This is a genomic window from Microvirga sp. GN3, assembly GCF_055792825.1.
This window is the reverse complement of sequence record NZ_JBVVAK010000022.1, coordinates 14160-26772: the sequence shown is the minus strand read 5'-3', so window position 1 is coordinate 26772 and position 12613 is coordinate 14160. Positions and strand designations below refer to the sequence as shown.

Genomic DNA, 12613 nt, shown 5'->3' with positions numbered 1-12613 from the left:
CGTCCGAAGGATCAAGCGCGACCATGGTCCCCTTCGACGGGCACGAACAGAAATATCAGGCCTTGGCTTTCTTCAGGAGCTTGAGCAGCTCGCGGTGCATGATCTCGTTGCCGCAGGCGATCGTCCCCTTGGTGAGCGGGTCACTGCCGCCGTCGGCGTCCGAGACGAAGCCGCCCGCTTCGCGGATCATCAGGATGCCGGCGGCGATGTCCCAGGAATTGAGGCCCCGCTCCCAATAGGCGTCGAAGCGTCCGCAGGCCACATAGGCGAGGTCGAGGGAGGCCGCGCCCCAGCGGCGCATGCCACCCACATAGGCCATGACGGCGGCTGCCTCGCGCAGGTACAGGCCGTGATCGCCCTTGCCGATATGGGGCAGGCCGTTGGCCACCACCGCGTCGGCGAGATCGCTGCGGGCCGCCACGCGGATGCGGCGGTTGTTGAGATAGGCGCCTTTGCCGCGCTCGGCGATGAAAAGTTCGTCCTTGGCCGGATCGTAGATCACGCCGGCGACGATCTGGCCGTCGCGCTCCAGGCCGACGGAAATCGCGAATTGCGGCAGGCCATGCAGGAAGTTGGTGGTGCCGTCGAGCGGGTCGATATGCCAGCGATGGCTTGGATCGGTGCCCTCGACGACGCCTTGCTCTTCCATGACGAAGCCATAGCCGGGACGGGCCTTTTCGAGCGCCTCGCGCAGGATCTTCTCCGCCTTGCGGTCGGCGGCGGACACGAAATCGCCCGGGCCCTTGCGGGAGACCTGCAGGTTCTCGACCTCACCGAAATCGCGCTTCAGCGAGCGCGAGGCCTTCATCACGGCATCGGTCATGACGGTCATGAGGGGCGAACGGATCATCGGGCAGGTCCTGGCAAAGAGCGGTTTTCAAAGAGACGTGTGGTCGATGAACCACGCGAAGGTTTGCGTCAAGCGGTGGATCAACCGAGCAGCCGTGCGAATGATCCAGGTTTGCAGTATTTAGAGCGCTCAGCGCATCCCCAAGCGCTCCGCCGCCAGCTTTTCGACGCGCTTGCGGTCCTCGGCGCTCAGGTCTTTGAGCGCGTCGTCGAGCCAGGGATCGGCCAGACCCTGTGCCGCCGCCAGGATATGCCAGGCGGCCGCATCGATCTTGTTGGCAGGCACGCCACGTCCTGCGACGAGCAGGCGGGCAAGGCGGTTCTGGGCGATGGCGTTGCCCTTGGCGGCGGCGCGGCGGAAATAGCGCGCCGCCTGGGACTCACTGGCCGGTACCCCATCCCCGTTGAAGAGCAGGATCGCGTATTCCACCTCGCCGATCGAGCTGCCGTTGCGGGCCGCGCGCTCGAACAGGCGGGCGGCCTCCTGCGCATTCTGGGCGACGCCCCGGCCCTTGAGATAGAGCACGCCGAGCGCATGCTGCGCGTCCGGGATTTCCGCTGCCGCGGCCTTCTTCAACAGCTCGACGGCCTTCTGCAGATCCGCATCGTTGCCGCTGGTCAGCAGCAGCAGGGCGAGGTTGTGGGAGGCCAGGGGGCTGCCCTTCGCGGCGGCCTGTTCGAGCCAGGCCCGGCCCTGCGCCGGGTTCTTGGCCATGCCGCGCCCGTCGAGGGCCATGAGACCGAGCGAGGCCAACGCATTGGCGTCGCCGCGCTGCGCCGCCAGCCGATACCACTCGGAGGCCTTCTTCGGGTCCATGGTGATGCCGAGGCCCTGATTGTAGAGCTCCCCTAAGAGGGTCATGGCGGCGGCATCGTTGCTGTTCTTTTCCAGCCGCAGGTTCGCCTCGCGGAAGGCCGTCTGGTAGAGGCCGCGCTGATAGGCGCCATAGGCGAGATCGGGCTCCGCCGCATGACTTGACGTCGCGGCTGCCACGAGAAGGGCGCCGCCGATGATCCAGGGGAGCCGCATCAGCGCGATGCCTCCTGCCGCTCCAGGATCTCCGCTGCGGCCTTCACGGCGGCGGTGGGGCCGTCCGCATGATTCCAGACTGCATCGCCCAGCGCGACGAATTCCGCATTCGTGGCGGCTAGGGTCTCGACCGCATCGAGGCTCGGGGCATAGGCAACGCAGGGCGTTTCAAAGATCTCGGCCCACCAGGAGGCCCGCTCCACCACGCTCTCCAGGGAGGGGAGGAAACCGTCGGGACGCGGCTCGCCGAAGAGCAGGTAATCGACCCCGGCTTCCCCTAAGGTCATGGCGTCGTCCTTGGTGCGGATCGCGCCGACGCCGATGGCGCGCTCTGACTTCAGCCGATCGCGCAGCTCGCGCACGCGGGCCGGATCGGCCGGAACATGAACGCCGTCCGCGCCGCCCCGGGCAGCGACGTTTGCGAGATCAGCCTTGCCCTCGGCTGCAACGATCACAGCTGCCCCATGCTCCTGCGCGGCGGGGGCCAGGGTCTTCACCAGATTGATGAGGCTTCGCTCATCAGCAGGCGCCAGTCGCAGCAGGACGGCCGCAACAGTGCCTGTCCCGCAGGCTTGCGCGAGACGCGGCGCGAAGGAGGCATCCTCCAGGACAGGAGTGATGAGATAGAGGCGGGCGAGGGTATCGGCCATGGGGCTCTAAGGTCACGAAAAAGGACAGACAGCGTTCCCATAACGAAAACGGGGCCATCTTGCGAGGCCCCGCTTGTCGATCATGATTAAGGCGAATGTTGAGCGCGGCCGCTTTTCCCCTCCCCCTTGCGGGGAGGGGCAGGGGTGGGGGTGGTGCGACCAGATGAGGGATTGAACGAGCGAAGCGCTGTAGCTGCCTGGGACACCCTGAATGAGACGCAGCGCTTCGACTTTGCGACCCCCACCCTCGATCCTTCCCCGCAAGGGGGAGGGAAGAGGCACGATGCCTGAAGGCTCTCTTTACTCCGCCGCCTGACGGCTCGTAGCGATGGTCGGGTCGAGCTCGCCGGAGGCGTAGCGCTTCGCCATCTCGGCCAGCGTGAACACGCGCTTGATCTTCGAGGCCTGGCCGGCGGTGTTGAACTCCTGCAGGCGCTGCTTGCAGAGCTTCGTCATTGCCTCCATGGCAGGCTTCAGATACTTGCGCGGATCGAACTCGCCCGGGTTCTCGGTCAGAATCTTGCGAATCTGGCCGGTCATCGCCATGCGGTTGTCGGTGTCGATGTTGATCTTGCGCACGCCATGCTTGATGCCGCGCTGGATCTCTTCCACCGGCACGCCCCAGGTCGGCTTCATCTGGCCGCCATACTGGTTGATGATGTCCTGCAGGTCCTGCGGCACCGAGGAGGAGCCGTGCATCACGAGGTGAGTGTTCGGGAGCTTCTTGTGGATCTCCTCGATCACATTCATCGCAAGGATCGCGCCGTCCGGCTTGCGGGTGAACTTGTAGGCGCCGTGCGAGGTGCCCATCGCGATGGCAAGCGCGTCGACCTTGGTCTCGGCCACGAACTTCACCGCCTCGTCGGGATTCGTCAGCAGCTGGTCGTGCGAGAGCTGGCCCTCGGCGCCGTGGCCGTCCTCGGCCTCGCCCGTGCCGCTCTCCAGCGAGCCGAGCACACCGAGCTCGCCTTCCACCGAGATGCCGCCGAGATGGGCCATCTCGACCACCTTCTTGGTCACGCCGACATTGTAGTCCCAGTCGCCCGGGGTCTTGCCGTCGGCCTTCAGCGAGCCATCCATCATCACCGAGGTGAAGCCGGCCTGGATTGCGGTCATGCAGGTGGCGGGCTCGTTGCCGTGATCGAGATGCACGCAGACCGGGATATGCGGATAGATCTCGGTCACCGCATCCATCATGTGCTTGAGCATGACGTCGTTGGCATAGGAGCGCGCACCGCGGCTCGCCTGGATGATCACCGGCGCATCGACCTCGTTGGCCGCCGCCATGATCGCGAGCGCCTGCTCCATGTTGTTGATGTTGAAGGCAGGCACGCCATAGCCTTGCTCGGCTGCGTGATCCAGAAGCTGCCTCATGGTGATGCGTGCCATTTCGTCCTCCTTATTGGGCGGCTGTTTTAAGCGCGCCGAAACTGAACCTGAGCTTAAGCGAGCCTCGGGCCGCGTTACTCTTGCGAGGGAGGGTTAATTCCCTTGCCCGAGAGCGATCGTTCAGGCCCTCAGCGCGTCCACGCCGGGCAGCGACTTGCCTTCGAGCCACTCGAGGAAAGCGCCGCCTGCAGTCGATACATAGGTAAAGTCGTCCGCAACGCCAGCGTGGTTGAGGGCCGCGACCGTATCGCCGCCGCCGGCGACGGAGACGAGCTTGCCTTCCCTGGTGCGCTGGGCCGCATGGCGGGCCGCCGCGACCGTGCCCTGGTCGAAGGGCGCGATCTCGAAGGCGCCGAGCGGGCCGTTCCAGACGAGCGTCGCGGCGTCGTTGATCGCAGACGAGATACGCTCGACCGATTGCGAGCCGACATCCAGGATCATCTGATCCTCGGGGATCGCATCGATACCATAGGTGTGGTTGTGGGCGCCCGCCTTGAACTCGTAGGCGCAGACGCCGTCGACGGGCAGGATGATGGCGCAGTTCGACTGGCGTGCCTTGTCGATGATGCGCATGGCGGTCGCCGCCAGATCCTTCTCGGCCAGCGATTTGCCGATGCCGAGGCCCGTCGCATGCACGAAGGTGTTGGCCATGCCGCCGCCGATGACGAGGGCATCGACCTTGGTGACGAGGTTTTCGAGCAGGTCGATCTTGGTCGAGACCTTGGCGCCGCCGACGATGGCGACGACCGGGCGCTTGGGCGCTTCGAGACCCTTGGTCAGGGCATCGAGTTCCGCCTGCATGGTGCGGCCGGCGAAAGCGGGCAGCACGCGGGCAAGACCCTCGGTCGAGGCGTGAGCGCGATGCGCCGCCGAGAAGGCGTCGTTGACATAGACGTCGCCGAGCTTCGCCAGATCCTGCACGAAGGCCGGATCGTTCTTCTCCTCGCCCGCATGGAAGCGGGTGTTTTCGAGGAGCAGTACACCGCCTTCTTTGAGGGAATTGACAGCATTGGCTGCAGCCTCGCCGATGCAGTCATCGGCGAAGGCCACGGGCCTGTGGAGATGTTTCGAGACCGCTTCCGCGACGGGCTTCAGGGATTCCTTCGGGTCGCGCCCCTTCGGGCGTCCGAAATGGGCGAGAAGGATCACCTTTCCGCCCTTGTCCGCGATCTCCCGGATGGTGGGGAGCACGCGCTCGATGCGCGTCGCGTCCGTCACCCGGCCGTTCTCCATCGGGACATTGAGGTCCACCCGGACGAGAACGCGTTTCCCCTTGACCTCTGCCTGGTCGAGCGTGCGGAAGGCGGTCATGAAGCGGCCTCCCTTAGATGAGCTTCGCCATGGCGACGGCGGTGTCCGCCATGCGGTTCGAGAAGCCCCATTCGTTGTCGTACCAGGACAGCACGCGCACGAAGTTGCCTTCCATCACCTTGGTCTGATCCAGGTGGAACACGGAGGAGTGCGGATCGTGGTTGAAGTCCGAGGAGACGTTCGGCTGGTCCGTGGTGCCTAGGATGCCCTTCAGCTCCTGCTCGGCCGCGCGCTTGATCGCCGCGTTGATCTCCTCCTTCGTCGTCGCCTTCTTGGCGACGAACTTGAAGTCGACCACGGAGACGTTCGGGGTCGGCACGCGGATCGACGAGCCGTCGAGCTTGCCGTTGAGGTCGGGCAGGACGAGGCCCACCGCCTTGGCGGCGCCGGTCGAGGTCGGGATCATGTTCAGGGCCGCTGCGCGGGCGCGGTAGAGGTCCTTGTGCATCTGATCCAGCGTCGGCTGGTCGTTCGTGTACGAGTGGATCGTCGTCATGAAGCCCTTCTCGATGCCGACCGCGTCATGAAGCACCTTCGCCACCGGGGCGAGGCAGTTCGTGGTGCAGGAAGCGTTCGAGATGACGACGTGATCCTTCGTTAGCTTGTCGTGGTTGACGCCGTAGACGACCGTGAGATCGGCGCCTTCGGCCGGAGCCGAGATAATGACGCGCTTGGCGCCGGCGGTGAGGTGGGCCGAGGCCTTCTCCTTCGAGGTGAAGATGCCGGTGCATTCCATGGCGATGTCGACGCCGAGTTCGCGGTGCGGCAGGGCTGCCGGATCCTTGATCGCCGTCACGCGGATCTTCTTGCCGTTGATGATGAGGAACTCGCCGTCGACCGCAACCTCGGCCGGGAAGCGGCCATGGACGGAATCGAAGCGGAGCAGGTGGGCATTCGTCTCGACAGGGCCGAGATCGTTGATGGCAACCACCTCGATGTCCTTGCGGCCGCTCTCCACGATGGCGCGGAGGATGTTGCGTCCGATGCGACCGAACCCGTTGATCGCGACCTTCACCGTCATAGTCTTAGCTCCCTTGTGTAACGAGGCTTAAACGTTTCTCGTGCCTCAGAGATTGTGTGTCCGAAGAACCTTTTCAGCCACGGCTTCGGCCGTGATGCCGAAGTGCTTGTAAAGGTCCTTGTAGGGCGCGCTCGCCCCAAACCCATGCATGCCCACGAAAATACCGTCGGGGCCGATGACCGAATCCCAGCCGAACCGCACGGCCGCCTCGACGGCCACCTTGACCGGCGCATCGCCGATGATCTGCTGGCGGACCTTCTCGGGCTGAGCCAGGAAGAGGTCGAGCGAAGGCACCGACACGACGCGAACCGGGAAGCTCTGCTCTTCCAGCAGCTTCTGGGCCGCGAGCGCGATCTCGACCTCGGAGCCCGACGCGAAGATGGTCGCGCGGGCTTTGCCGCTGGCGGGGGAGAGCTCGTAGGCACCCGTGGCCGAGAGGTTTTTCGCGCCGCCTTCTTTCCGAACCTGCGGCAGGTTCTGGCGGGTGAGCGCGAGCGTCGACGGGCCGTCGGTGCGCTCAAGAGCCAGCTGCCAGGCTTCCGCCGCCTCGATGGCGTCCGCCGGGCGGAACACGCGCATCTTCGGCATGGAGCGAAGGGCGGCCAGATGCTCCACCGGCTGGTGGGTCGGGCCGTCCTCGCCGAGACCGATCGAGTCGTGGGTCATCACGTAGATCGCCGGAACGCCGGCAAGCGCCGCGATGCGCATGGCGGGACGGGCATAGTCCGTGAAGACCAGGAAGGTCGCGCCAGCCGGCACGTAGCCGCCATGGAGCGCGATGCCGTTCATGGCGGCTGCCATGCCGTGCTCGCGGATGCCGTAATGGATGTAGCGGCCGGCATAGTTGCCGGGCGAGATCGCGGTCAGGTTCTTGGTCTTGGTGTTGTTGGAAGGCGTCAGGTCGGCCGAGCCCAGCACCAGCTCCGGCACGGCCTCGGTGATGACCTCGAGCGCGATCTCGCTGGCTTTACGGGTCGCGACATTCTGCGGCTCGGCGGCAAGCTTGTCCTTCAGCTTGGCGACCGCATCGGCGAGCCCCTGCGGGCGCACGCCCTTCACGCGGCGCTCGAACTCGGCGCGCTTCTCAGGCGCAAGCGCCTTCAGGCGATCTTCCCAGGCCTTGCGCAGGCGACGGCCCTTCTTGCCGGCCTTCGCCCAGGCGTCGCGGATGTTGTCCGGGATCTCGAAGGGCGCGTGGTTCCAGCGGAGCGCCGCCTTGGCGCCTGCGAGCTCCTCGGCGCCGAGCGGCTCGCCATGGGCCTTGGAGGTGCCGGCCTTCTTCGGAGCACCGTAGCCGATGGTCGTCTTGCAGGCGATCAGGGTCGGCTTGTCCGACTTCTGGGCGCGGGAAATGGCGCGCTGGATCGCCTGCGGGTCGTGGCCGTCGACGCGCACCGCATTCCAGCCGCAGGCCTGGAAGCGCTTCACCTGATCGACCGAGTCGGAGAGCGACAGGGGACCGTCGATGGAGATGCCGTTGTCGTCGAACAGCACGATCATCCGGTTGAGTTTCAGGTGGCCGGCAAGCGCGATGGCCTCGTGGCTGATGCCTTCCATCAGGTCGCCGTCGGAGGCGAGCACATAGGTGTAATGGTTGACGAGGTCGTCGCCGTATTCGGCGTTCAGCATGCGCTCGGCGAGCGCGAAGCCCACGGCTGTGGCGATACCCTGACCGAGCGGACCGGTGGTGGTCTCGACGCCCGGCGTCATGAAGTTCTCAGGGTGGCCCGGGGTTTTCGAGTCGAGCTTGCGGAAGTTCTTCAGCTCCTCGATGGTCATACCCTTCACGCCCGTCAGGTGCAGGAGCGAGTAGAGCAGCATCGAGCCGTGACCGGCCGAGAGAATGAACCGGTCGCGATCGGGCCAGGTCGGGTCGGCGGTGTCGTATTTCAGGAACTTGGTGAACAGCACCGTCGCCATGTCGGCGGCGCCCATGGGCAGGCCCGGATGGCCGGATTTGGCTTGTTCGACGGCGTCCATGGCGAGGACGCGCACGGCGTTCGCCAGATCGGAATGGGTGACGCGATCGGCGGAGACGGTATCTTGCACGGCGAGATCCACAAGTCTTGAGGGCCCCGCAACGGGGCGGTGGGGCGGTCTGTCTGGAAAAGGCGTGGGCTCCTTAACACGCGACAGGGGCGAGTCAAAGGCTTCACGGGGGTCAAATCCCCTCACGAAGCGTTGTTTGGCGCGGCCTGCGCGTTCGGGTATTTATCGTATTTTTGGGGTGAACCGGTGTCCACTGCGCCGGGAAATGCTGGGCATCGGACCCAAAAGCGGACCTACCTTTGGGATCCAATCCGATGCTCAATCCCTTAAGCGGCGCATCGTTCCTCTCGGAAAACCGGATCCACTTTTCCGCACGATGCGCTAGTGTATCGGCGATTCAGGAGGCATGATGGCGCCGACACTCGAGGAAGCAATGAAGCGGCTCGACATGGCCTTGGGGCTTCTCGAGGCATCGGTCTCCCGTCGCCTGGAGGCCGAGAAGCGGCGCGGCGCTCTGGAAACCGAGCTTCAGCTCATGCAGGACGACCGGGCCCGCCTTGCCGTGGAGCTCGATGGTGCGCTCACCCGCCTCCACCGCTTCGAGGCCGCGACCGACGATGTCGGCCGGAGGGTCCGCCAGGCCATCGGTGCCGTCCAGACGGTGCTCGCCCAGGCCGGTCAGCTCGAGCCGGAGGGGGGCTAGGCCATGCCTCAGGTGACGGTGACGATTGCCGGACAGACATACCGCATGGCCTGCGCCGAGGGTGAGGAGGGGCATCTCGAGGGCCTGGCTGCGTCCTACGATGCGCGGATCGAGGACATGCGCGGCTCCTTCGGCGAGATCGGCGACCTACGCCTTCACGTGATGGCGGCCATCGCTCAAGCCGACGAGCTGCATGAGACGAAAAGGCGGGTCGCCGCCCTGGAAGCGGAAGTGGCGGCTCTGAACAGCATCAACGCCACACGGGACGAGCGCTTGGAGCGGATTGAGGCCAGGCTCGCCGAGGGCGTCCAGATGGCGGCCGAACGGATCGAGGAGCTGGCGCGCAGCCTGAACGCGGCAGGGCAGGGTTAACCCGTCATGCCTCATCGTCATCCCGGACGCCGTCAGGCGATCCGGGATCGTTAGTGCATCGTGCGGACCCAGAGGGCCACGTCAGCGACCCGAAGGGCCACGCCAGTGAAAAGTGGACCCGGTTTTCCGCACCGAACGATGCGCTCTTCAAAGAGTGGGGCATCGGATTGAATCCCAAAAGTGGACCCACTTTTGGGTCCGATGCTCTAGCAGATTGAGCGCTCATTCCGAGAGCGATCCCGGGTTCTGCTGCGCAGCCCGGGATGACGCTGTTTCAAGACAAGTGAGACAGGCGGTATTGGCGCTGTCGGAGCTTGGCCAAAAGCTCCACATAGGGCTCCCGCCGCTCGTGATGGGCTGCCCTGATCCGGCGCTTGACGTGGACTTTCAGCCTCTGGTCCGAGCTGCTCCTTTCGGCTCGCTCCAGTTCCACTTCATACTCGAAATCGATGTTGCCGAGCATGTGCAGCACTTCTCGCATCATGGCGTCGATGCTGGGAGAATCGGTGCCGTCTCTGCGCCGGAATTCGGCGTCGTTGTTCTGTTTCAGATGAGCCATGATTCCTCCTCCCTGGTGGATGGCACATCCCCCACACGGCCATTTGACGGAGCTTCGGCAGCCACGGCCATTCCGTAATATTACGGATGCGCCGGCATCCCTGGCGGCGCGAAAGATCTCAGCCCGTCCTCACTTTTCCCCTTTCAACCGGCCCCCATCCTCCCTACATAGAGAAGGCGGGGCTGCGGGGCGCGTTAGGAGTTCATATTCCCCGGGGCCTTATCGATCCTGAAGGGAGCTGTCCCTGACCCGGTCCGTGGACTGGGACACACGGCGCCCACCTACTTTGTAGGTTCCCGGGATCGCTTCTCCGACGGTTTCTGTGGCTCCGCACCTTCTATGCAATCTCCTCCCTCTCCCGAACTGAAAGAGCGCCAACGCCGCGAGATGATCGCGCGTCGCGACGCGCTCCCTGACGATTTCCGCGAGCAGGCCTCCGACCGAATTATTGGACGTGTGCTCGACCTTCCCGAATTGAACGGCATCACCCCCGTCGGGGCCTATTGGCCGATCCGCAGCGAGGTCGATCCGCGCCTTCTCATGGAAGAGCTGGTCGCGCGCGGGCAGGACGTCGCCCTCTCCCAGATCCTCCATCCCCACCTGAGCTGGCGCCTGTGGCAGCCCGGCGACGTGCTGGTCAAAGGCGGCTTCGGCGTGCGCGAGCCCGGCCCCGATGCGCCGCAGGTCTTTCCCAAGGCGCTCATCGTGCCGCTCGTCGCCTTCGACCGCCGGGGAGGACGCATCGGCTACGGCAAGGGGCATTTCGACCGGGCCATCGCGGCGCTGGAAACACAGCATCCGGTCTTGACCGTCGGCTTGGCTTATGCGGTTCAGGAGATCGACGAAGTGCCGGTCGAGCCCCATGACCGACTCCTCGACGTTATCATCACCGAAGCCGAACTCATTCGGACAGCATCCGCTTAAGGACCCATCATGCGTCTTCTCTTCCTCGGCGACATCGTCGGGCGGCCCGGCCGCAATGCGGTGATCGAGCGCCTTCCGGCCTTGCGCGATCGCTGGCAGCTCGACTGCGTGGTCATCAATGGCGAGAACTCCGCCGGTGGCTTCGGCATCACCGAGGCGATCTGTGACGAGATCCTCGCGGCTGGAGCCGATGCCATCACGCTCGGCAACCATTCCTGGGATCAGCGCGAGACGCTCGTGTTCATCGAGCGCCAGCCGAGGCTGCTTCGTCCCGTGAACTACCCGCCCGGAACGCCGGGGCGCGGCGCGAACCTCATCGATACCCGCTCCGGCCACCGGGTGCTTGTCGTCAACGTCATGGGCCGCCTCTACATGGACGCGCTCGACGATCCTTTTGCCGCCGTCGACCGGGAACTCGAAACCTGCCCGCTCGGTCAGGTCGCCGATGCGATCATCGTCGATGTGCATGCCGAGGCAACGAGCGAGAAAGAGGCCATGGGCTACTATCTCGACGGGCGGGCGAGCCTCGTCGTCGGCACCCATACCCATGTGCCCACCGCCGACCATAGGGTTCTGCCGGGCGGCACGGCCTATATGTCGGATGCCGGCATGTGCGGCGACTACGATTCCGTGCTCGGCATGCAGAAGGAGGAGGCGATCCGCCGCTTCCTTCAGAAGACGCCGGGCGCCCGCCTGGAGCCGGGCCTCGGCGAAGGTACGATTTCCGGCATCGCCATCGAGACCGACGATCGCACGGGTCTCGCCAAGCGGGTGGCTGCCGTGAGGCTCGGGCCTCACCTGGAGGAAACCTGGCCGCGCTTCTGGGATTGACCTCGGCTTCTTCCCTCCCCCTTGCGGGGAGGGATCAAGGGTGAGGGTCGCAAAGTCAGAGCGCCGCACGCTATTCAGGTTTCTCAACGTAAATACAGCGCCTCGCTGGTCTCGTCCTTCATCCAGCTGAACCACCCCACCCCTTCCCCTCCCCGCAAGGGGGAGGGGATCATGGTGCCGCTCCCTTGGCGCGGAGCGGAACCGTTCCCATCTCTCCCGTCACGGAGGAAACCGGTGGACGCGGATACTGAGACGGCAAGACCGAAGAAGGGCATTTATCACCAGGAAAGCGAGTTCCATCGGGCGCACGCGCACCAGAGCGCCTCCGCGGTCCTGCGCGCCGTGATCGACGAAGCCAAGGGCGAGGCGATCTCCATTCGAGAGATCATCGAGGCCTTCGGCGAGCGCGCTTTCGGCTTCGTGCTGATTCTGTTTTCCCTGCCGAACTGCGTGCCGGCCCCGCCGGGCATCGCCGGTATCGTCGGCACTCCGGTGCTGATCTTCGGTATCCAGATGATGCTCGGTCACACGCGGCCCTGGCTGCCCGGCTTCATCCTGCGGCGCACCGTCTCGACCGCGAAGTTCAAGCGCCTCATCGACATCGCCGAGCCGAAGCTCCAGAAGCTCGAGAGCTTCTGCAGGCCGCGCCTGCTGCCGCTTTTCGGCCCCCTGGGAGATCGGGCGGTCGGGTTCTTCGCCTTCCTGGTGGCGATTTCGGTCCTGATCCCGTTCCCTGGCACCAATTTCCCGCCGTCGATCGCGCTGGTCATCGCCTCCATCGCCATCATGGAGGAGGACGGCTATCTCCTGATCGTCGGCTACCTCATCGGTCTGGCGGGTCTCGCCTATACGGTCACGGTGCTGGGCGCCTCCTATCACCTCATCCTGGCGGCCATTCACAACCTGCCGTCCTGGTTCGGGTTTTAGGAAGCGGCAGGTATTTTCCCGATCTCGTGGAAGGGGCTTTGCCTGAAGCCCCTCGCCG

At 65.1% G+C, this 12613-nt stretch carries 13 protein-coding genes and 1 other RNA gene; 6 read left to right on the top strand and 8 right to left on the bottom strand.

Annotated elements, in window-relative coordinates; all coding sequences use genetic code 11:
* Window positions 1-55: 55 nt before the first annotated feature.
* The 7 genes from ACS5Q1_RS13080 to tkt form a co-directional block, all read right to left on the bottom strand.
* Window positions 56-850 carry an inositol monophosphatase family protein gene (locus ACS5Q1_RS13080; protein ID WP_473098618.1) on the bottom strand — a complete coding sequence of 265 codons (795 nt, stop codon included), beginning with the start codon at window positions 848-850 and terminating at the stop codon, window positions 56-58.
* Window positions 851-979: 129 nt separating this feature from the next.
* A complete protein-coding gene (locus tag ACS5Q1_RS13075; RefSeq protein ID WP_473098617.1) occupies window positions 980-1879 on the bottom strand; it encodes a tetratricopeptide repeat protein in 900 nt (299 codons plus the stop codon).
* On the bottom strand, window positions 1879-2529 hold the full coding sequence (locus tag ACS5Q1_RS13070) for a thiamine phosphate synthase (protein ID WP_473098616.1): 651 nt from the start codon (window positions 2527-2529) through the stop codon (window positions 1879-1881). The genes ACS5Q1_RS13075 and ACS5Q1_RS13070 overlap by 1 nt, the downstream gene beginning before the upstream one ends.
* Before the next feature lie 300 nt (window positions 2530-2829).
* Complete coding sequence (gene fba, locus ACS5Q1_RS13065; protein ID WP_473098615.1) at window positions 2830-3918, bottom strand: class II fructose-bisphosphate aldolase; 1089 nt, start codon at window positions 3916-3918, stop codon at window positions 2830-2832.
* 120 nt (window positions 3919-4038) lie between these two features.
* Window positions 4039-5229, bottom strand: a complete 1191-nt coding sequence (locus tag ACS5Q1_RS13060; RefSeq protein ID WP_473098614.1) for a phosphoglycerate kinase — start codon at window positions 5227-5229, stop codon at window positions 4039-4041.
* A 13-nt stretch (window positions 5230-5242) separates the two neighbouring features.
* Window positions 5243-6250, bottom strand: a complete 1008-nt coding sequence (gene gap, locus ACS5Q1_RS13055; protein WP_473098613.1) for a type I glyceraldehyde-3-phosphate dehydrogenase — start codon at window positions 6248-6250, stop codon at window positions 5243-5245.
* A 45-nt stretch (window positions 6251-6295) separates the two neighbouring features.
* Window positions 6296-8299, bottom strand: coding sequence for a transketolase (tkt, locus tag ACS5Q1_RS13050; RefSeq protein ID WP_473098612.1), 2004 nt, complete (start codon window positions 8297-8299; stop codon window positions 6296-6298).
* 346 nt (window positions 8300-8645) lie between these two features.
* On the opposite strand from tkt, the gene ACS5Q1_RS13045 reads away from it, so the two are divergent.
* The gene (locus tag ACS5Q1_RS13045; RefSeq protein WP_371826813.1) at window positions 8646-8942 is read left to right on the top strand and encodes a DUF4164 domain-containing protein; all 297 of its coding nucleotides are present in this window, start codon (window positions 8646-8648) and stop codon (window positions 8940-8942) included.
* A gap of 3 nt (window positions 8943-8945) precedes the next feature.
* A complete protein-coding gene (locus ACS5Q1_RS13040) occupies window positions 8946-9314 on the top strand; it encodes a cell division protein ZapA (protein ID WP_473098611.1) in 369 nt (122 codons plus the stop codon).
* A 274-nt stretch (window positions 9315-9588) separates the two neighbouring features.
* Here ACS5Q1_RS13040 and ACS5Q1_RS13035 read toward each other — a convergent pair whose 3' ends face one another.
* Window positions 9589-9873: a hypothetical protein gene (locus tag ACS5Q1_RS13035; RefSeq protein ID WP_473098610.1), complete on the bottom strand. Its 285-nt coding sequence runs from the start codon at window positions 9871-9873 to the stop codon at window positions 9589-9591.
* Between the two features lie 176 nt (window positions 9874-10049).
* On the opposite strand from ACS5Q1_RS13035, the gene ssrS reads away from it, so the two are divergent.
* The 4 genes from ssrS (at window position 10050) to ACS5Q1_RS13015 (ending at window position 12555) form a co-directional block, all read left to right on the top strand.
* Window positions 10050-10206, top strand: a non-coding RNA gene (gene ssrS / locus ACS5Q1_RS13030) — 6S RNA.
* 6 nt (window positions 10207-10212) lie between these two features.
* Complete coding sequence (locus tag ACS5Q1_RS13025) at window positions 10213-10797, top strand: 5-formyltetrahydrofolate cyclo-ligase (protein ID WP_473098609.1); 585 nt, start codon at window positions 10213-10215, stop codon at window positions 10795-10797.
* A 9-nt stretch (window positions 10798-10806) separates the two neighbouring features.
* The gene (locus ACS5Q1_RS13020) at window positions 10807-11628 is read left to right on the top strand and encodes a TIGR00282 family metallophosphoesterase (RefSeq protein ID WP_473098608.1); all 822 of its coding nucleotides are present in this window, start codon (window positions 10807-10809) and stop codon (window positions 11626-11628) included.
* A gap of 234 nt (window positions 11629-11862) precedes the next feature.
* Window positions 11863-12555: an exopolysaccharide biosynthesis protein gene (locus tag ACS5Q1_RS13015; protein WP_203441137.1), complete on the top strand. Its 693-nt coding sequence runs from the start codon at window positions 11863-11865 to the stop codon at window positions 12553-12555.
* Window positions 12556-12613 lie beyond the last annotated feature (58 nt).

What these genes read in the sequence shown, in the direction of transcription:
- ACS5Q1_RS13025 (WP_473098609.1), top strand. Translation starts at nt 10,213, where the DNA reads ATGCAATCTCCTCCCTCTCCCGAACTGAAAGAGCGCCAACGCCGCGAG.
- ACS5Q1_RS13080 (WP_473098618.1), bottom strand. Translation starts at nt 850, where the DNA reads ATGATCCGTTCGCCCCTCATGACCGTCATGACCGATGCCGTGATGAAG.
- fba (WP_473098615.1), bottom strand. Translation starts at nt 3,918, where the DNA reads ATGGCACGCATCACCATGAGGCAGCTTCTGGATCACGCAGCCGAGCAA.
- ACS5Q1_RS13040 (WP_473098611.1), top strand. Translation starts at nt 8,946, where the DNA reads ATGCCTCAGGTGACGGTGACGATTGCCGGACAGACATACCGCATGGCC.
- ACS5Q1_RS13020 (WP_473098608.1), top strand. Translation starts at nt 10,807, where the DNA reads ATGCGTCTTCTCTTCCTCGGCGACATCGTCGGGCGGCCCGGCCGCAAT.
- ACS5Q1_RS13045 (WP_371826813.1), top strand. Translation starts at nt 8,646, where the DNA reads ATGATGGCGCCGACACTCGAGGAAGCAATGAAGCGGCTCGACATGGCC.
- ACS5Q1_RS13060 (WP_473098614.1), bottom strand. Translation starts at nt 5,229, where the DNA reads ATGACCGCCTTCCGCACGCTCGACCAGGCAGAGGTCAAGGGGAAACGC.
- gap (WP_473098613.1), bottom strand. Translation starts at nt 6,250, where the DNA reads ATGACGGTGAAGGTCGCGATCAACGGGTTCGGTCGCATCGGACGCAAC.
- ACS5Q1_RS13035 (WP_473098610.1), bottom strand. Translation starts at nt 9,873, where the DNA reads ATGGCTCATCTGAAACAGAACAACGACGCCGAATTCCGGCGCAGAGAC.
- ACS5Q1_RS13075 (WP_473098617.1), bottom strand. Translation starts at nt 1,879, where the DNA reads ATGCGGCTCCCCTGGATCATCGGCGGCGCCCTTCTCGTGGCAGCCGCG.
- ACS5Q1_RS13070 (WP_473098616.1), bottom strand. Translation starts at nt 2,529, where the DNA reads ATGGCCGATACCCTCGCCCGCCTCTATCTCATCACTCCTGTCCTGGAG.